General features: G+C 58.9%; 13 protein-coding genes. 6 read left to right on the top strand and 7 right to left on the bottom strand.

Going from position 1 to position 18,679, the window contains the following annotated elements:
- Positions 1–31 precede the first annotated feature (31 nt).
- The gene (locus A5906_RS07430; RefSeq protein ID WP_080134593.1) at positions 32–3,088 is read left to right on the top strand and encodes a DUF7146 domain-containing protein; all 3,057 of its coding nucleotides are present in this window, start codon (positions 32–34) and stop codon (positions 3,086–3,088) included.
- Positions 3,075–4,430, top strand: a complete 1,356-nt coding sequence (locus A5906_RS07425; RefSeq protein WP_136615038.1) for a primase-helicase family protein — start codon at positions 3,075–3,077, stop codon at positions 4,428–4,430. Before A5906_RS07430 ends, A5906_RS07425 begins: the two co-directional genes overlap by 14 nt.
- Positions 4,431–5,190: 760 nt before the next feature.
- On the opposite strand, the gene A5906_RS07420 is transcribed toward A5906_RS07425, so the two are convergent.
- The gene (locus tag A5906_RS07420) at positions 5,191–5,739 is read right to left on the bottom strand and encodes a recombinase family protein (RefSeq protein WP_080134591.1); all 549 of its coding nucleotides are present in this window, start codon (positions 5,737–5,739) and stop codon (positions 5,191–5,193) included.
- A 414-nt stretch (positions 5,740–6,153) separates the two neighbouring features.
- On the opposite strand from A5906_RS07420, the gene A5906_RS41150 reads away from it, so the two are divergent.
- The gene (locus tag A5906_RS41150; RefSeq protein WP_136615037.1) at positions 6,154–6,705 is read left to right on the top strand and encodes a hypothetical protein; all 552 of its coding nucleotides are present in this window, start codon (positions 6,154–6,156) and stop codon (positions 6,703–6,705) included.
- A gap of 410 nt (positions 6,706–7,115) precedes the next feature.
- A complete protein-coding gene (locus tag A5906_RS07415; protein ID WP_201723781.1) occupies positions 7,116–8,933 on the top strand; it encodes a PAS domain-containing sensor histidine kinase in 1,818 nt (605 codons plus the stop codon).
- A gap of 153 nt (positions 8,934–9,086) precedes the next feature.
- Here the strand turns inward: A5906_RS07415 and A5906_RS07410 are convergent, their stop codons facing one another.
- The 4 genes from A5906_RS07410 to A5906_RS46125 form a co-directional block, all read right to left on the bottom strand.
- Positions 9,087–9,554 carry a hypothetical protein gene (locus tag A5906_RS07410; RefSeq protein ID WP_080134589.1) on the bottom strand — a complete coding sequence of 156 codons (468 nt, stop codon included), beginning with the start codon at positions 9,552–9,554 and terminating at the stop codon, positions 9,087–9,089.
- Positions 9,555–10,065: 511 nt separating this feature from the next.
- Complete coding sequence (locus A5906_RS07405; RefSeq protein WP_080134588.1) at positions 10,066–10,455, bottom strand: response regulator; 390 nt, start codon at positions 10,453–10,455, stop codon at positions 10,066–10,068.
- Entirely contained in the window at positions 10,452–11,513 is a 1,062-nt protein-coding gene (locus A5906_RS46130) for an ATP-binding protein (RefSeq protein WP_347337592.1), read from the bottom strand. The genes A5906_RS07405 and A5906_RS46130 overlap by 4 nt, the downstream gene beginning before the upstream one ends.
- Positions 11,514–11,540: 27 nt before the next feature.
- On the bottom strand, positions 11,541–13,037 hold the full coding sequence (locus A5906_RS46125) for a GAF domain-containing protein (RefSeq protein WP_347337591.1): 1,497 nt from the start codon (positions 13,035–13,037) through the stop codon (positions 11,541–11,543).
- A 1,178-nt stretch (positions 13,038–14,215) separates the two neighbouring features.
- On the opposite strand from A5906_RS46125, the gene A5906_RS07390 reads away from it, so the two are divergent.
- Positions 14,216–14,980 (top strand): outer membrane protein, encoded by a 765-nt coding sequence (locus A5906_RS07390; RefSeq protein WP_080134586.1) that lies wholly within the window; start codon positions 14,216–14,218, stop codon positions 14,978–14,980.
- A 118-nt stretch (positions 14,981–15,098) separates the two neighbouring features.
- On the opposite strand, the gene A5906_RS07385 is transcribed toward A5906_RS07390, so the two are convergent.
- On the bottom strand, positions 15,099–15,779 hold the full coding sequence (locus A5906_RS07385; protein ID WP_080134585.1) for a helix-turn-helix domain-containing protein: 681 nt from the start codon (positions 15,777–15,779) through the stop codon (positions 15,099–15,101).
- Positions 15,780–16,636: 857 nt separating this feature from the next.
- Between A5906_RS07385 and A5906_RS07380 the strand changes: the two genes are divergently transcribed.
- Positions 16,637–16,870: a hypothetical protein gene (locus tag A5906_RS07380; RefSeq protein WP_080134584.1), complete on the top strand. Its 234-nt coding sequence runs from the start codon at positions 16,637–16,639 to the stop codon at positions 16,868–16,870.
- Positions 16,871–17,010: 140 nt separating this feature from the next.
- Here the strand turns inward: A5906_RS07380 and A5906_RS07375 are convergent, their stop codons facing one another.
- The gene (locus A5906_RS07375; protein ID WP_080134583.1) at positions 17,011–18,648 is read right to left on the bottom strand and encodes an MFS transporter; all 1,638 of its coding nucleotides are present in this window, start codon (positions 18,646–18,648) and stop codon (positions 17,011–17,013) included.
- Between the last annotated feature and the right edge of the window lie 31 nt (positions 18,649–18,679).

The raw sequence follows: 18,679 nt of genomic DNA, 5'->3' as shown, positions 1-18,679 counted from the left end.
AGTTCCTCTCTGGCCGCCGAGGGAAGGAAAGATGCCGACACTGTTCTGGGACATCGAGACGCGGAGCACTGCAAACCTGCGGGAGTGCGGCGCCTACGCATATGCCCTCGACGCCACAACCGAGCCGCTCTGCCTTGTCTACGCGGTGGACGGGAACGAGCCGGTGCTGTGGTTGCCAGACTGCCCGGTGCCGCATGAGTTTCATCGCGTGGCTTCGGATCCAGAACTCTGGCAGCTGGTCGCCCACAACTACGACTTCGAGCGCGCGATCCTCGAGAACGTCCTCGTACCTCGCTTTTTCTTCCCGACGATTCCGCACCATGTGCAGCACTGCACCCAGCGACTTGCGTTGGCAAACGCCTATCCCGCCGAGCTCGATCTGCTCGCCCAGGCGCTAAATCTTCCATACAGGAAGGATCCCGCAGCGCGGAGAGCGATGCTGGCTGTTTCGCGCCCGAAGTTGAGCCGCCAGCGCAAGGGTAGTTCGGTTCCGACCTGGGACCAAGATTCAGCAAAGCTCGCGCTTCTTTATGAGCGTTGCAAGCTTGACGTCATCACCACCCGCGCAGCTTGGCAGTCTCCGAAGCTGACGCCGCTGTCGGCGATCGAGCGCCGTTATCAGCTCGAGGACCTCGCCATCAATGATCGTGGTGTCCGGCTCGACCGGGCCTTTGCGACGGCGGCGCGCGATCTCGCAATCCAAGAGCGGACCGCCATCGGCCTCAGGCTTCAAGAGCTCACCCACGGGACCATTACGAGCGCCGACCAGGTAAAGCGGTTCCTCGAGGTGATCAACGCCCGCGGCCACGATATGACCTCCTTAAGCAAAAATGCGGTCGCCAAGATGTTGGCGACCAAGCCCGATGACTATGTCGTTCAACTCCTCGAACTTCGCCGCACCGCAGCGCGCGCGAGCGTGAATAAGTTCAAGCGGATGCTTGCCTACGCGCCAGTTACTGATGATCGGATGCGAGGCACGTTACGCATGTACGGTGGCGCGCCCGGCCGGTGGTCGGGGTTGGGGCCGCAGCTACAAAATTTGAAGAAGAACGAGGGCAATCTTCCACTTTCTTTGATCGATCACGTCCGCAATGGCGATCGTGCCGCCATAGGAGCTTACGGTAACCCACTCGCTCTACTTGGTGACATCTCGCGCGCGGCGCTCTGCGCTGCCCAAGGGCATGAGCTAAAGTCAGGCGACTTCTCGGCGATTGAGAGTGTCGTGCTGGCATGGCTTGCGGGCGAGCAGTGGAAGCTGGACGCCTATGCCACCTTCCAGAGGACAGGCGATAAACAGCTCGAGCCGTATCGCGTGATCGCTCGGAAGATGCTGCGCAAGACCTACGACGCAGAAGTCTCATCGGCAGAGCGCCAGCTCGGCAAGGCCGGCGAACTCGCCTCCGGCTTCGGTGGGTCCGTCGGTGCATGGCGCCGGATTGTTCCCAACGACCCGCGCAGCGACGAGGAGATCAGGGGGATTATCGGCCAGTGGCGCAGCGCGCACCCGGCTACGACAAAGTTCTGGAAGGACCTGGCGCGGGCAATCCGCATCGCAATGAAGACAGGAAAGCCAATTTTGGTCGCGCCTCCACCGCGACCGCCGATCATTGCGAACTTCGTGGATGGTAGTTTGACGATCACGCTCCCGAGCGGCCGCTCCATTACGTACCCGCAGGCGCGCCTCGTTCCGGCAAAGTTCGAGGACGCGGCTCCAGACGTAGAGTTTATGGACAATGCGCGCGGTCAATGGCGGGCTTATCGCGGCTGGTTTGGCGTCTTTGTCGAGAACGTCGTTCAGGGCACAGCGCGCGACCTTCTGGCCGCAGCGATCGACCGCTTCGAAGGCCGCGGTATCCCCGTGGTGTTTCATTGCCACGACGAGATCACGGTCGAGGTACCCTGCGGGTCACTATCAGATGCATCATTTCTGGCTGCGCTTCTTGAACTTCCAGAGTGGGCTGCCGCGTTGCCGCTGGGCGGCAAGGTGCATTCTGGCGAGCACTATCTTGAGCCGCCCGAGCAACCTGCCGAGCTCAAAAGTGAGTTGCCGGCCGACCCAGCAGAAGAGCAAGATCTCGAACTCGCCATCGAAATCTATGTTGAAGACAGTCGCCGGGATATTGGTACCATCGACGATCCGGTAAGTCTCGATCTGGACGACGATGTCGAATTCTTGGAGACGCTTCCGGACCACGTCGCGCCGCTGACCGAGATGGTCGGCCTACCGCTCTCTTCCGACAATAAAGTGGTATGCCCCTTCCACGAAGAGGTCGTGCCGTCGTGCGCGATCTATCCCGACCATTTCCACTGTTTCGGTTGCGGAGAGCACGGCACGCGCCTGGACTGGCTCACGCGCGTCGAAGGTATGACCACCAAGGACGCCATCACTTCCATCAAAGACTGGCCCTCAGCTCCAGCTGTGCACCCTTGCAACGATGACGCCGTTGCCAAGCTGTCGCAGGCGCAATCAATCTGGGCCTCGAGTGTGCCCCTCGCTGGCACTATGGCCGAACGCTATCTAGACGAGACCCGGCACATCGACGTCACCAAGCTGGCGGCTGACGTCCAAAAGTGCTTGCGCTTCCATCCCGATTGCATGTTTGGCCCCGGCCCTTCACGGCCCTGTCTGATCGCCCTGATGCGCGATCCCAGCACCGATGAGCTGATCGGGATCCAGCGTACCGGGCTGCTGGAGCGCGACGGCCGTATTCTGAAGGTTGAGCGGCGCATGCTCGGCCGGACCGGTGTGGTCAAGCTGTGGCCGGCTTCGTCTGATCTCGTGATTGGTGAGGGTCTCGAGACCGTGCTCGCCGCCGCGACCCGTATTCCTCACTGTGGCCGGCCGCTGACGCCGGCGTGGGCCGCTCTCTCCACCAAGAACATGGCCGCGCTGCCGCTCGTCGCTGGAGTGAAGCGTCTTTTCCTACTCATCGACAACGATTCCAACCAACAGGGCCAGATGGCGGCGGCGCGCGTGGCCGAGCACTGGCGTCGGCATGGCCGAATTGTCGTGCCGCTGATGCCATCGGCGCCTGATACCGATTTCAATGATCTCGTTCTGATGAGGGATCAGAATGTCCCTGCCTAAGCCGCCAGATCTCCGTTCGGCTGACGGTGCCATCAGCTTGGAGGATTTCTATGCCATCCCGGAATCTAACCGGTTCATGTTCATGCCGGCGCGCACGACGTGGCCGAAGGAAAGCGTCGATAGCATTCTGCCGAAGATCCTCGGCGAAAAGCGGAACGGCAAGTTTGTGAAGATCAAGCCGTCCGATTGGCTGAAACAACACCGTCGCGTCGAACAAGTTACCTGGATGCCGGGCTGGCCGGAAATCATCGAGGACCAACTGCTCTTCGATGGGGGCTGGAAGGACCGACCCGGAGCCCATGTTCTTAATCTCTACCAGCCCCCGCGGGTTTTTCCCGGCAATGCCGATCTGGCGGGTCCGTGGATCGAGCACGTGCGGCGCCTTTACCCAAACGACGCCGATCACATGATCGATTGGCTGGCCCACCGCGTGCGGTTTCCCGGTGAGAAGATCAATCATGCGCTGGTCATGGGCGGTGGTCAGGGCATCGGCAAGGATTGGATCTTGGAGGCGGTCGAGAAGGCAGTCGGAGAATGGAACTTTCACAACGTGTCATCATCCGAGCTGCTGGACAAAAACAACCCGTTCGTGAGGGCGGTGGTGTTGCGCCTGAACGAGGCGCACGATCTTGGCGAAGGTGGCCGTGCAAACCGATTTGCTCTGTATGAACGCATCAAGAGCTATGCGGCAAGCCCACCAAATGTGCTCTCCTGCGTAGACAAGTACGAGAAGCGTATTTACGTGCCGAATGTGCTCGGTCTCTGCATCACCACCAACCACAAGTCCGACGGCGTCTACTTGGACAACGATGATCGCCGCCATTTCGTCGTCTGGTCCGAGAGCAAGAAGGAGGATTTCAGCGCCGAGTTCTGGATCGAACAATGGCGTTGGCTGAGGAGTGGGGGCGCAGGCCACGTCGGCGCCTATTTGGCGCAGCGGGACCTGTCGACCTTCAACGCTGGCGCCGTTCCCCGCCAAACTGAGGCGTTCTTTGAAGTCGTCCATGCGAGCCAAGCGCCGGAGGATGCTGAGATCGCCGATGCCCTTGATGAGCTCGGTCGGCCCGACGTGGTGACGCTCGGCATGTTGGTCTCAACTCGGAATGGTGCTGCCTTGGAATGGTTACTGGACAAGAAGCACCGGCGATCCATTCCCTATAGGATGGAGACCTGCGGCTACGTTTCTGTCCGCAATCCTGATGCGGACAAAAGCGACGGGCTCTGGAAAATCGAGGGGCGCAGGCAGACACTTTACGGGCGGACCAAGCTTGCGCCGGAGCAACGGCAGCTGGCGGCGCGCGAGCACGTCGTGCGGCTGAAAAAGGCCACCAGCATCGTTTGAGAGGCGAGTGTCTGAACAGGCCAAACCTCTCGCTCAAATCACTGACATCAACGACTTCACTGACGTGACACAAGCTGAGAGGTACAAAGCCGCACGGTCAGTGATCAGTGATTGGTAGGTGGTCTACCTACGAGCAAACAATGTGTCTTCTTTTTATTAGAATATAGGGGCCTTATAGGCGAAACACTGCCGATCAGTGATCAGCACCAACCTCTTTGCGACGATCCTCATCAGCAAACACATGTTCAGCTAACATGGGGTGATCGCATACGGAGGTCGGAGATGCCGCGAACATCGGGATCAGGAAACGCCATGTGGCAAGCGATAGCCGTGAAGTACCGGTTCAGGCCGGGACGGCCAGGCTTTCCAACATGCATGGCCGTAAAAAGGGATGGCCATATCTGTGGGAACCTTGCCATGCGAGGCGTGAGCGTCTGCCAATGTCACGGCGGTCGAATGTTGATCGAGCGTTTGCGCTTCCGGCGTAAGGCCCATGGCCGTCGAGTTGCTTTTGGTTAGCTCCGACGGCAATTGCACGAGTCGAAACGTCCCCCAGCCAAGCGCCCGTAGAAAATTCTGCGTGTTCGGTCCCCCGCTCCTGCAATGGCCTCGCCAAGACTCTGAGGGAGTCGCCAGAGGGGTCTTGGTGGCCGCAGCCTAGCTGTCGGGCCGTTCGAAACCACGCCTCCTGAGCCATTTCTGTGGCTTGGAGAGGCCGCCGGCCCGTGACTGGGCCGTTGCTGTCAGGCGCGCCCATCCGCTATTGCAGTGCCCGCCAGACCGTCGCTTCACCGACTTCATACTCACGGGCAAGCTCCGCCATCGTCTCGCCAGCAGCGTAACGCTCCGCAACACGTCTCCGCTGGCTGGGGTCGAGTGCCGCCGGCCGGCCAAACTTCGTGCCCTTGCGTTTGGCTCGCTCAATTCCCTCGTCACACCGCTGTCGGATCAGGCTTCGCTCAAACTCACTTATGCCGCCCATGATAGTCATGAGCAGCCGACCGACATCCGTTGTGGTATCGCACCAAGATTCGCCGAGCGAGACAAAGCCACAGCCAATTTCCTTGAGTTCATGTAGGATATTTTGCAAGTCGCGGCTCGATCGGGCCAAGCGGTCCAATTTTGCGACAACCAACACGTCGCCGTCGTTGATAACTTTAAGCAACTTGCCGAACTCGGGCCGGCCCCTGATCGAGCCTGCTGAAGCTTTTTCGCTGTAGATCCGTTCGCAGCCTGCTGCCTTCAAGGCCTCGACCTGTGCCGCGTAGTCCTGTGTTTGTGAGGACACTCGCGCATATCCGTACTTCATTGCATTCCCCCGGTTTTGAAATCCTCACTTTTGGAATCCAAAAAGCGAGATCATGCAAGACCGTCTTTCGTCTTTCAGAAAGTAGAGTTTTTGAAAGACGCGGAGTCGTCTTGTGATCGTTTAGGCTAGGTACGGTGTGGGCCGATGGATGAACTGTGACGGTTCGCCGGGCGCAGTCTTAAGACCAAACACATCGGAGAGGCTCTAAAAGAACGCCCCGGCCGCGGTCAGAAGGATGCGTCGGCCGTGCGACATCCGCAACCGCCCCCTGCCAGCCCCCAAACGTTGCATCAAGAACGTTCGCAAAGCCCCGCGACAAAATTTTCCGCTCTCAGACTTCCGGAGCCGTACAATCGACACGCTGCAATGATCTGCTTGTCAGAGTGATCGCAAGCAACTGATCGGGATTGCGCAATGCCGCACCTGAAGGAAATTGCTCCCCAAACTGACCAACAGCTTGTGATGGCGCGCCTAGCAAGGAAGATTGGCTGGGGGCATGATGCGATTTATCACGGCACGCGCGCTCTTCCATCGGTTCTACGCGCAGGCGCGCTGCTTCCGTCTACCATAGGCGATATCGCGGTCTTCTTTACAAGGTCTCCTGAGGTCGCAGCGTATTGGGCCGACATGGTTGATGATAATATCAATAGCGGTATTCTTGTCCTCAACCGGCAAACACTCTGCCAATCCCATCGTCTGCAACCATCTCGCTACACCGAAGACTGGAACGATGAGCGCGAAGAAGCCGTGTGGGGAAGACGCATTAATTTCCGCCGCCACTTGCTGGGCATTGTCAGGCCTGCTGACGCGGATGCGGTTATCGGACGTCTTAGCTTGTCTGGGGCAGTGAAGGTCTCGCGCGAGCAAACCACGAAACGGTTAGCTATGAGCTTGGCGCGACAAGGCCGAACTCGGGTACGGGAGGTAATCGTTCGGCAGCGAGAAGCCGCTCTCCGACCAGTTTGAGGATCTTGCAGGCGAGCCGCCAAATGCGATTGAGGTCAAGTCTCATAGCTCTACTCGCGTTGGCGATGTGATCGAGCGCGTCAGGCGGCTATAGGCCTTACGTAGTTTTGCGGGTTCATGCCTCGTTCGCTTTTGGAAAATCCTTCTCCGGACCGACGCTGGATTTTGCGGGGTGGACCACGAACAATTTGTGGCGGCGGAGAAAAATCGTCTACGGTTGGGTTGAGCTAAACTCCAGCTTCAGCCTAGCTAGAGCGGCAAGCCGGAGCATTGGCGCGACTGCACGCCCATCTTCTCAACCGACGCGTCAGCTATCCGTCCGGCGAAATGCTGGATAAGCTTTCGTCGGATGGCTGAGGGGGCAGTCGATGCGTGATGAGACGACAAGATTCCTAAGCGGCGGAGGACGGATGGGCGAGCGCATCCGCCTGTTCGACTGGACGACAAATCCACTCGGGCCTCCGGAGTCGTGGCCGCAATCGCTTCGTTCGGCACTGTCCATTTGCCTGTATTCGAGCTTTCCAACGGCGATCTACTGGGGGCCGGACTTCAGGCTCCTTTATAATGACGCGTGGTCTGTCATCCCGGGCGAGCGCCATCCCTGGGCTCTCGGCCGCCCCGCCAAGGAAGTCTGGTCCGACATCTGGCACGTCGTCGGCCCGCAGTTCGAGAACGTGGTGGCCACGGGTGAAGGCTTTTCCACCTATGACGAAATGCTGCCAATGGTGCGTGGCGGCGGCCAGCAGGAGACCTACTGGAACTACAGCATCAGCCCGATCCGCGGCGAAGACGGCAAGGTTGCCGGCATCTTCAATCAAGGGAACGAAACGACCCAGATCGTTCTGGCCCGGCGCAACGCCCAGCAGGAGATTGCGCGTTTGTCCCTGATGTTCGAACAGGCGCCAGGCGCGACGGCCATTCTGCGGGGGGCCCGTCATGTCTTTGAAATCGCAAACCCCGCTTACCTGCAGTTGGTGGGCCGTAACGACATCCTCGGCAAGTCGGTCGACCAGGCCCTGCCCGAGGTGGCGTCGCAAGGTTTCATCGAGCTACTCGACACCGTCTACCAGAGCGGAGAGCCTTACGCCGGGCGCGCCATTCCGGTCGTCCTGGATCGAAACGGGATTTCCGAGCAACGGCACCTCGACTTCGTCTTTCAGCCGATCAGCGTCGGCGCGGGCGATCGGTACGGCATCTTCGTGCAAGCGACCGATGTGACGGACACGATCCGGGCGGTGGCAGCTCTTCGGGAGAGCGAGGAACGTTACCAGGCCATCGTGAACTCCATCGACCAGATGATCTGGTCGACGCTGCCCGATGGTTATCACGATTATTACAACGACCGTTGGTACGAATACACAGGCGTGCCCAAAGGTTCGACCGACGGTGAGGCCTGGAATGGAATGTTTCACCCCGACGACCAGGAGCGGGCCTGGAAAGTATGGCGCCACAGCTTGGCTACGGGCGAGCCCTATCACATCGAGTATCGGCTGCGGCACCGCTCAGGCGAGTATCGCTGGGTCATTGGACGTGCACAGTGCATCCGTAACGAGGCAGGCGAGATCATCCGCTGGTACGGCACGTGCACCGACCTGCATGACTTGAAAATGGCCGAGGAGGCTCGCCAACTGCTGATGCAAGAGCTGAATCATCGGGTGAAAAACCTCTTCTCGCTCTTCAGCGCCATGGTGTCCATGACGGGCCGATCGACCAATACGACGGCTGAAATGAGCGCCGCGCTTAAAGAACGTTTGCAGGCGCTATCGCGGGCACATGACCTTGTCCGGATCGGCGCAGCGGATTCGATGCCGGCGCATTCGGTGTTGCTCATCCATCTTGCTGAACAGATATTGGCACCGCATTTGAGTGACGCGCAACATGGCAAAGTGAGCTTGACCGGACCGGAAATCCTGCTGGGCGAGAAATCAGCCTCCGCTATGGCGCTCATCCTGCATGAGCTTGCCACGAACGCTATCAAGTATGGCGCACTGGGTCATGCAGACGGGAAGGTGATAATCGGCTGGGAATTTGCTGGAGACGTTCTGGTTCTGACGTGGAGCGAGAGCAATGTCTCTGCTGCGATCGCCAAGCCGACCTCGACCGGTTTCGGCAGCAGGCTCATTAAGTCTGCAGTCGAAGGGCAACTCGGTGGAAAGGTCGATATCGTTTGGAAGCCTTCTGGCGCACAAGTCCGTCTGCAACTAAGCCGGGCAAGGCTGCGCGACTGATCTGGTCGGCTCACTTCGTTCAACGCAGCCGCGCTCTGGATTGTGAGCCATGAACGGCGTACGGATGGCTGTACACGTTGGGTTCTGAAGCGCAGTCCTGTAGTGTCTTCTTACTAAAGCCGTCGGGCACCGCAAAGCGTAAGCCCGCACCTCTCAGATTTCGCAGCCGGATAAATTCAGTGCCTTGCGCAAGCCGCCAAACGCCGCGAGCCTACAGAACGCGGTTTCGCTGGCGAGCTTTGGACGCTCGGCAACGGCAGTTTGCTTGATATCGGTTACCCTCTTTGGTTTTGGACGTGCGGCGCCCGCGGCCGTCTTCGAATTGTGACGTTGGCGGGCGGTCGGCCTTGAAGGCTCGGGCGAAGTGATACGGGCATCGTTTGGGGGAGCAACAGGCGCTTCGGCCAAAGCGACCTCGGTCGGTGTCACGCTGCTCACCGGGGCGACGTCGAGGCGATCGCCTTTCGCCAGGGTGTCAGGCGAGGCAGATGAACCAGCGTCTGGCGCGGCAGGCGACTGGACGATCGCGACCGGGAAGCGCGGGGGAGCTCGCAGCTCCACGGCTGACAGGACTCCTACCGCCAATACGATGAGGAGACCCAGGAAGCTCGGTCTCAGCATGATGCGCCTCCAACCAAGGTTAGTGCTGCTGAAAAAGTCTCCGCTGCAATGAGGCGATCTGTCGGCAGCGGACGTGTCGCGTGCAGATCATTTGCCGACAGGGTTAATGCCGGCGAGCTCCAGCAAATGTTGAGAGGCCGCTCCTCGACGTGGTTCCGGCGAGCAGGCGGGACCTGGTTCAGGACACGGCGGATGGCGTCTTGGCGGGGAGGGGCCAACTTCAACGTCGCTCGTGCGACACCTGCTAGTGGCTACCGGCTCGGACGGAACGGCAAGATCCCATCTCGCGAGATAGCCGGGGCACACCGTCGGGATTGCGACGAGCCAAGTACCGGTTAATAGGCAATATGCCGCGCTGCTTGTTGAAGGGCAGCAAGCCGAAGCGTTGGCACGACTACATTCTCACCGTTGGGGGCAAAACACGAAAAACTCGGATTCAGCAGACTTGACTGCTGCAATGAGCGGACCCGCCTCAGATGCGGCGTGACGTCGCGTTTGAGCCATTAGTAGATTATGCAGTCATCTCCAGCCGTTGATCAATTTCCTGACGCAATAGTCCAAAATCGATCGGCTTGGATAGCAATCCAGCAGCGCCAAGTTCTCTTGCGCGCTTCACGGTTGCATCGTCTCCATAAGCGGTAATCATGATGACGGGCACGTTGGGACGTGCTTCTTTTACCTTTGGAAGCATTTCAAGCCCGCTCATGCCTGGCATGTTGATGTCCGACAGGATCAGAATTAGTGACGGGTCCGGTATCGCCTTCACCTGCTCAAGAGCCGCAGGAGCAGACAGGGCAAATTCCATGAGAAACCGCCCCGCCCGCAGGTCGCGGCGGAATTGCTGCCGGAACATGCTCTCAACATCGGGCTCGTCGTCTACGACAACGATGTAGGTGCTCACGACGCTCCTCCAGATCGGCTAATGCTTCCGTGACGCGGCAAGATGACCACGAACTCAGTAAACTTCTGCGGCTCGCTTGTGACTTCAATTCGGCCACCATGCTGTTTGACGATGATGTCATGGGCCATCGACAGGCCGAGGCCTGTACCTTCGCCGGCCGGTTTGGTCGTGAAGAATGGATTGAAAATCTTTTCCTTCACTTCCGGTGGGATACCGGTGCCATTGTCGCGAATTCGGATTTCGACTTGGTCCTCGTTTGCGTGTGTGCGGGCAATGACCAGGGGTTCGAAGTCGCCACGGCAATTAACGGCCGAACGACTGGCCACCGCATAAAACCCGTTCGAGATCAAGTTGAGCAGAACGCGGGTGATTTCCTGAGGAAACACCTCGACCATTCCGGCCTGCGGATCGAAGTCGCGCTGCAAGGTCACATTGAACTGCGGTTTCTCGGCACGCGCGCCATGATAGGCTAGGTTGAGGCTCTCTTCGACCAGTGCATTAATATCGGTCGGCCGGTGCTCTCCTGAGCCTTCTCGCGAGTGCAGCAGCATGTTCTTGACGATCGAATCGGCGCGCTCGCCGTGCTGTACCACCTTTTCGAGGTTTGACTTCAGCATCAACGTAAGTTCGTCAATCTCGCTGCGAACCTTATGGTCGAGAGGAGCCAGAGCCAGGGCCTCCTTGAGTTCGGCTGTCAATTCCGCCGAGAGCGCAGCAAAATTATTGACGAAATTGAGAGGATTCTTGATCTCGTGGGCGATTCCGGCGGTAAGTTGACCGAGAGAAGCAAGTTTTTCTGTTTGCACTAGGCGGTCTTGCGCTGTTCGCAGCTCATCCAACGATCTCGACAGATCGGCGGTACGCTGACGCAGTTCGCTGAGAAGCCGTGTATTCTCGATGGCAATGACCGCCTGCGCGGCGAACTGTTCTAGTAAGGCTGTTTGCTTCTCAGTAAAGGGGCTATTCTCCTGTCGGAAGATCATGACATTCCCAGCCACGCTGCCGTCTTTCAGCAAGGGAACCGCTAATACACACTGCGCGCCACCCAGCTCAACCAAGGCGCGGCGATTAGGTTCACCTTCGACTTAAGCTTTGGATTTGGCGAGGTCAGCGATGACTACGGAACGTTCGCCTTTCAACAAGCGCGCCGGAGCGGTGTCGGGACCGTAGTCAAGTGGCTGCTTCCTGCGGTACTCATCGTAAGCTGGAGGCAAGCCGAAGGTAGCCGCGGTATGGAAACGATGCCCATCGTAGGTGTTGAGCACTCCGAAATTCGCGTCGCAAAGCTGCATCGCCTTTCCAAGTATGGCATCAAAGACCGGCGCCAGATCCCCACCTGAGCGGCTGATTATGCTGAGCACCTCCGATGTCGCAGTCTGCTGCTCCAGTGCTTGCCTGGTCTCGTTGAAAAGTCGTGCATTTTCGATCGCAACGACGGCCTGGCTCGCGAAGCTCTCAAGCAGCGATATTTGCTCATCGGTAAATGGCCTAACCTCCTGCCGGTAGACGTTGATTACACCGACGATGTCTTCGCTCTTAATCATCGGCACATACAACACTGTGCGCGCGCCACCCAAATTTACACCGGCGACTGCATTGGGATTACCGCTGAGGTAGGCTTCGCTTTCCTGAGCATTATGGACGTGCGCCGGCTTCTTGGTTGCGCGCACTAAGTCAGCCGGAGTTGCCGCGCCTCCGGTATGCAAGTTCTGCCGTCGGTATTCAGCAAAGGCCGCTGGAACACCCGCTTCGGCAACTGCCCGCATTGCGCCTTGCTCCATCTGGTAGATGAAGCCGCAGTCCGCCTCGCACAGGCGCATGGCTTTGGCCAGCATCTGCTCAAATACCGGTTTCAGATCGCCGGGCGAGGACGAGATAACCTCAAGAACTTCGGCTGTAGCGGTTTGCCGCTCTAACGCCTCCTTCGTTTTGTTGAACAGCCGCGCATTCTCTATTGCGATCACGGCTTGGTCGGCGAAGCTTTGTTGCAGCACCAGTTCGTCTGCGGTGAAGGGTTCGAGCCGATCGCGTTGGACGACGAGTGCTCCGATCGCTTTGCCGTCGCGCCGTAATGGCGTACCGGCCACGGTTCGGATGCCAACCGTACGGGCCAATGTCACGGGCCAGTCGGCCATATCCGCATCGATATTATCGATATCGGGAATATGTATTTGTCGATTCTCACGGAAGACTACCGCGGGGAGGTTTCGGCCTCCTGGGCGGCGCTGCTCCTCCGGTACCAATGCGGTGATGCGCTCGATACCGGCGCCGAAACCGACTGAAAGACCCCACTCGTTGCCTGCGGCGATCTGAATAGCAACGCTCGCACCATGGAAGAGGCGCGCGGTAGTTTCGGCGATCTGCTGAAGTCCGCTTTCGGCATCACCGGAGGCACTGGCAATGGTGCGGAGGATGTCGGCACTGGCATTCTGCCTCTCCTGCAAATTGGCGAGTTCGTCGCGCAGACAAGCATTTTCGGCTTTTGCCGCATCATGCGCTGCGATGCTGGAAGCAAGCCGTTGCTCGAGATCGGCAACCAGCTTGTGGAGGTCGGCCACGGCGTCCAGAGGAGGCGCGGTCATTCACTCAAATCCATGTGCCGTTCAATCCGGCCGGCTAAAATCATCGCCTGTATAGAGCGATTATTCCATCCCAGCGGCGTCAACGCCAGCGGCTTCAGCCTGTTTTGGCTAAACGATAAGAGGATTTCGATATCGCAATTGGGTCATAGCCTGCCCTTAGCAGCCAGCACGCCATTGGTGGGGCATCTTTCGGAAGCGGTCACCGTCGTGTTCCGAGTTGCGTCAGCCAAGACCAGGACCTCCCGCACATGCCCTCGCTTCTTTGCCGAAAGAAGCGAGCCCGTCAGCACGACTACACCCCGTAAGGCATGCCGCCGTTCTCGTACTCTTCCTTAAGCATACGACCGAGCGGCGAGCCGCGGCGGATCGCCCGAGCCGTCGCTCGATCAGCTTGTATTAAGGGCCGTCATAGACAGGCACCCAACGGGCATGGTTTTACACTACCTCGCATTCGCTTGCGCTTCCAGTCCGAGGAGTAAGTCGTCACCCTCTCGATAGCCTCGCGCTCCACATGTGTTTAATCGTCCTTCAAGAACTCGAAGCCAGCCTTGCTCACACGCATTCTGATCGTGGTGAGCGCGGATGTCGTGACAGCCGTGTTCGGTTCTTCCTCGATGAGACGGTTCGCGATCAGTTTACAAAGTATGCGCGCCGAAACACGATCGCGCTCGCACTTCCAAAAGCTTCCATTCGGCCCGGAAACACGAAAAACTTTTTGGTCATTTGTCGCCACCATCGCCTGACGTATTGCAGGCGTGACGGTAAGTCTCTCTGGTCTGGCTGACCTCTCGGGCATTGCGCAACTGCTGACCTTTAAAAAGAAGGCCGCCAGCCTTGGGAAGCCGGCGGCCTTATCGGGTCGCGTTCGTAGTTTGGGGTCTACGAGGCTGAATTCAGCCGCACTGGCGTCTTGCCGCCTTTGATCTGAATCAAAGTCGTGGCTTTTGCCGGATCTGCATCGCCGCTGCGTTTCCTCGGTTCCTATTCAAGTCCAGCCGCCGCGTCAAACAGATATGCACGACGACGTGCATAACCTCTTAATCGGAATTAAGAATCTCCGCCAAACAAATGAGCGCAGTGTTGCTCCGTAACTACAGCAACCGTCAGGCGAAAAACATAGCGTGGATTCGGCAGGTGGGCATTCGTACGTATCCGAACTTGTGGGGAGATTGCTCGTAATGAAAAAGCTTCTGACAATCGCGGCCGGAGTAATTGCCGTGTCTGCGCCCGCGTCGGCCGCTGACTTGGCTGCACGGCCTTACACCAAAGCACCGCCGCCGATGGTATCCCCGGTCTACGACTGGACTGGTTTCTACATCGGCGCCAACGGCGGATGGGGCCAAAGCCGTGGATGCGTTGATTTCGTGACACCGGCGGGAACCGTCGCTGGGGGTTGTGCGACGCGCTCGGGCGGCCTCGCGGGCGGTCAAATTGGCTACCGGTGGCAGACCAATCAGTTCGTGCTCGGGTTAGAGGCGCAAGGCGATTGGGCCGACATCAAGAACACGCGGGTGACCTTGGTTGATCCGCTGATTTCGACCACAGGCAAGACTGATGGCATTGGCCTGTTCACGGCTCAGCTGGGCTGGGCATGGAATGCGTCGCTGCTCTACGTGAAGGGCGGCGCTGCTGTGACGCATAGTCGGCTTGACGTCTTTAACAATGTCACTGGCGTCGGTTTGGACTCTGCAAGTCACACCCGATGGGGCGGTGCACTGGGAGTCGGCTGGGAGTACGGCTTCACGCCGAACTGGTCGCTCGGTGTTGAATATGACCATCTCTGGATGGGCAACGACACTCGCACCTTTGCAGGTGCAGGTCTTGTCACGCCCGGTGGCGTTACTCTGCTGAGCGACCGAGTGAGCCAGGACGTGGACATGGTCACGGTTCGGCTGAACTATCGCTTTGGCGGCTACGGAGCTCCGATCGCCGCTCGCTACTGATTAGCGGTGCTGCGCAAACAAAAGCTCCGGCTCGCCGGGGCTTTTTAGTATCTATCGCGCGCCGAGCTGTCGCCTGAGGCGAATGGCGAGCCTCTCACAGCGCGTCCTTTCCTGAACGTCAATTAGGCTTATCCAAGGCCGTCAGCCGGTCATGGTCGAGCACAACGATATCGCGCTGCGTGTTGCTGCGGAAACTTATCACGCCATCAGCATGGAGTTGGGAGATCGCGCGGGATACGGTCTCTATGGTCAATCCCAAATAGTCGGCGATGTCGCGGCGCGACATCGGCAGCGACATCACACCTGCCGCTGTCGAGCGAACGCTCATGTCGTGCAGAAACGCGGCCACGCGCTCCATGGCGGTCTTGCGCCCGAGCAGGAGCAGGTGGTCTTCAACGTGCTGCAAGTTTGATGTGGTCATCGTTCGCAGGTTGCGCGCTACAACTGCATCAGACTCGGCGAGATGTTCAAGGGTCGTTCGCAGGATCAGGCGAACAGTAGTTTCCACCACGGCCTCAGCGGTGAACCGATGCAGAGCAGCGTTCTCCAGGCCGAAAATGTCTCCGATCAAATGAAATGCGCCGATCTGCCGTCGCCCATCCGAGAGCAACTTGTGCGTCCGCACGGCACCGAGTTTGACTTGGTAAATATATTTGGCAGGCTCTTTCTCACCAAATATCTCAGTACCCTTTTTGTATGTGAACTCATTCAGGCTGACAGCGTGATCTGTGCTGCTGGTGATCCCGAAATCTCTGAGCAGATTGGCGCGACGCGCCGCCTCTGTTGTTCGGACTAACATGGGCGCCCCCCACTAGGAGTGAGTGCGCCAAGGGTGGAGCGCCCGTGGCGTAACCTTAGCTGAGGTTAGTCTTCCGTCATGTTGAAGGTCAACAACGTCGCATCAATTCTCTAGGCCGTCCGAGGGGATGTCCTCTGGCACAAACTGCACATCACACCGAGCCCATAATGCATTACCGTCTAATCGTGGAAGACGGGGGTGCCATGATGGTGGACATCATCTTCAAGGTTAGCATCGTGGGGTTAGGCGTTTTTTCGACCGTCCTATTCTCCCTGCTCGTCTTCGGCCTCTAGAATTTTCAGTCGATAAGCGGCCCGGAGCCTCGGCCTGACAATCCTTGCAGCCGCCAGCCTGCAATGTCACTGCTCTTGCCGCACCCCTCACAGGTCAAATGTGTGCATCCCAGAGATCGTCCGCGCTTGACGTTCTCGCGTGAAGCTTCGCGTGCGCAACGCGGGCAAGCGAGCGCCGCGCGCCTCCCTCCAGGGGTGACGAGCAAGGAACTAGCAAAGGACGTTGTTCGATTGACGATCCACTTGAGCAATTGCGATATCCAGAACGACGGTCCCGGACTTGGGGGGCTGAGTTGGGGGGCCGGGACCGTCATCGAGGCGCGGGGGCGGACCCATCCGCGCCCGCCTAGTGACCTGGATCACGCGGGCACGAGCAATTGTCTTCTGGTACATCCCATGGCTCAGTCTTGCCCTTCAAGTGCCGCTCGAATTGTAGATGCTTAAACCGCCATTAACCGCGCACGATCATCATGGATCTCGGCTAGCGCAATAATCATCGAAAACTCACCCAGTGGAGCCGTCGCTGATCTCAACCCGGCGGCGGCCTTTTTTTCGGGGTTGTGAATGGATTATCGCGCATTCACGAACGACAGCCTCACCATGATGTACGAGAGCATTCGAGCAGCATTGGCGTCTGACAATGCGCAGAAGGCCGCCGGGGACAAACCTCGTTTCCGCGTTCGCGAAACGCGCGACTGGAAAGAACACGCCGCTAACCTCGAAGCGGAAATGCTGAACCGGGGCATGTACTTCGAGATCATTGACTGGACCGAGGATCAGGGACAACTGCCGCTGTAAGCCAGTGCGGGCAGGGTCGCCGCGAAGCGCTTACGACCACGCGCCGTAGCAGGCGTTCTTCAACCAGACCTGCTGAACTGTGATGCGCTACACCAAGTCGAAGACGTCGCCGAACGCGCCGCATGGCCTTTCATCGCCGTCTACTCTTGCAGCAGTAAGGTCACGCGGGGAAGATGCTGACCGCGATGGTAGGAGCGCGCACGAGCTACGGCCTCGCTATCTGCAAAATTGAGGCGATCTATTCCTCGTTGCAGCTCATGCCAATCACGGATGACAAATGTCTCCACCCAATGCGTCGGGTCACTGACATCACGCGATAAGGCCCAGCCGACTGCGCCGTCGCGATATCGAGAAAGTCGAACGTCTGTCATGGCGGCGCGAAACGGCGGGACATCAGACGGATCAATGCGGTAACTCACAGCAGCACGCAGTCTATGCCGAGAGCTGTGCAGAAGCGGTCTTATCTCTTCGGCAATCGATAACGAAGGCGGATCGGTTATCGCCGCGGCCGACGGATCGTCGATCTCAGGCGGCAGATGGATCGCCCGCGTGAGGATCGCAATGGCACCACCAGCGAGCCCGGCTATCAGGATCGTTTCTGTCAGACCGGCACGATCACCAAGCCAGCCCCAAAAGATGGCTCCCAAGCCCATGCCGCCGTTGAAGACCGCTTGGTACAGCGCCAGCGCGCGAGCTCGAACCCACGGCGCCGCTGCCAATTGTACCGTTGCCTGCAGGTTCGAGGCGCCGACGATCCAGCCCATGCCGAACACGAACAGCGCGATGTAGGCGATCGTGGCAGTTGGGACAAGAGCAAGAGGGACTAGTGAAAGGCCGCAACAAGCACCGGCCAAAAGGATCAGGTTGTTGCGTGGAAACAACCTATTCAGCGCAGGCATCATCAAGCCGCCCAGCACCGCGCCGGTGCCGATGACGCCCATCATCAAGCCGAAAGATGCGGAAGACAGTCCAAGCACTTCACGGACATACAATGGTAACAGTGCCCAGATCGCGCTCGCGCAGCCGAAGAACGCCGCTGATCGGATGAGCGTGCTACGCACCACCGGCTCGGCGAGTGCATAGGCGAGGCCGATGCGCATGGCCGACCCGAACGGCTCGGGCGGGACGTTCTTCGTCGCTTGAGTTCTCGGGAACGTCAGAAACACCCCGACCACGAGAGCAACGAAAGCAAAAGAAGCTGCGTTTGCAGAGAAAGCCGCAGCTGCGCCGAGAACGGCTAGTATCAAGCCGCCCATGGCAGGGCCGATGGCTCGGGCGATATTGAACCCGACCGAATTCAGAACGAGTGCCTGCGCCAGTGACCGGCGCGGCACGGTCAGTGGCACGGATGCGGCCCACGCCGGGTTATTCAATGCGGCGCCTACAGCGAGTAGGACGGTCAGCGCCAACAGCATTGCAGGATCGACGCGCCCCACGGCTGCGACGATCGCGAGGATGGCGGAAGCCACCAACATCAAGATGTTCGTAACGATCAGCAGGCGCTTGCGGTCCATCAAATCGGCAATGGCTCCGGCGGGCAGGGCGAGAAGCAGCACAGGAAGCTGAGCCGCCGTCTGCACCAAGCTGACCATCATTGGGCTCGGCGCCAGATCCGTCATGATCCACGCGCTGGCGGCGTTCTGGATCCAGGTTCCTAGCGCAGATACCGCGTTGGCGAGCCACAGCCAGACGAATGCCCGGCTGGCGAAAGGCGCCCAGACGGATGAGGACGCCGCGAAGTCAGGAGCGTTCGCGGCGACTTCATTTTGAGAGGACATCCAGAATTCCCGCTACTGGTGGTCGGTGCTT

Origin of the sequence: Bradyrhizobium sacchari (assembly GCF_002068095.1) — a bacterium.
Taxonomy (GTDB): Bacteria; Pseudomonadota; Alphaproteobacteria; order Rhizobiales; family Xanthobacteraceae; genus Bradyrhizobium; species Bradyrhizobium sacchari.
The sequence above is the reverse complement of the archived record's forward strand: the minus strand, read 5'-3'. Positions and strand labels throughout refer to the sequence as shown.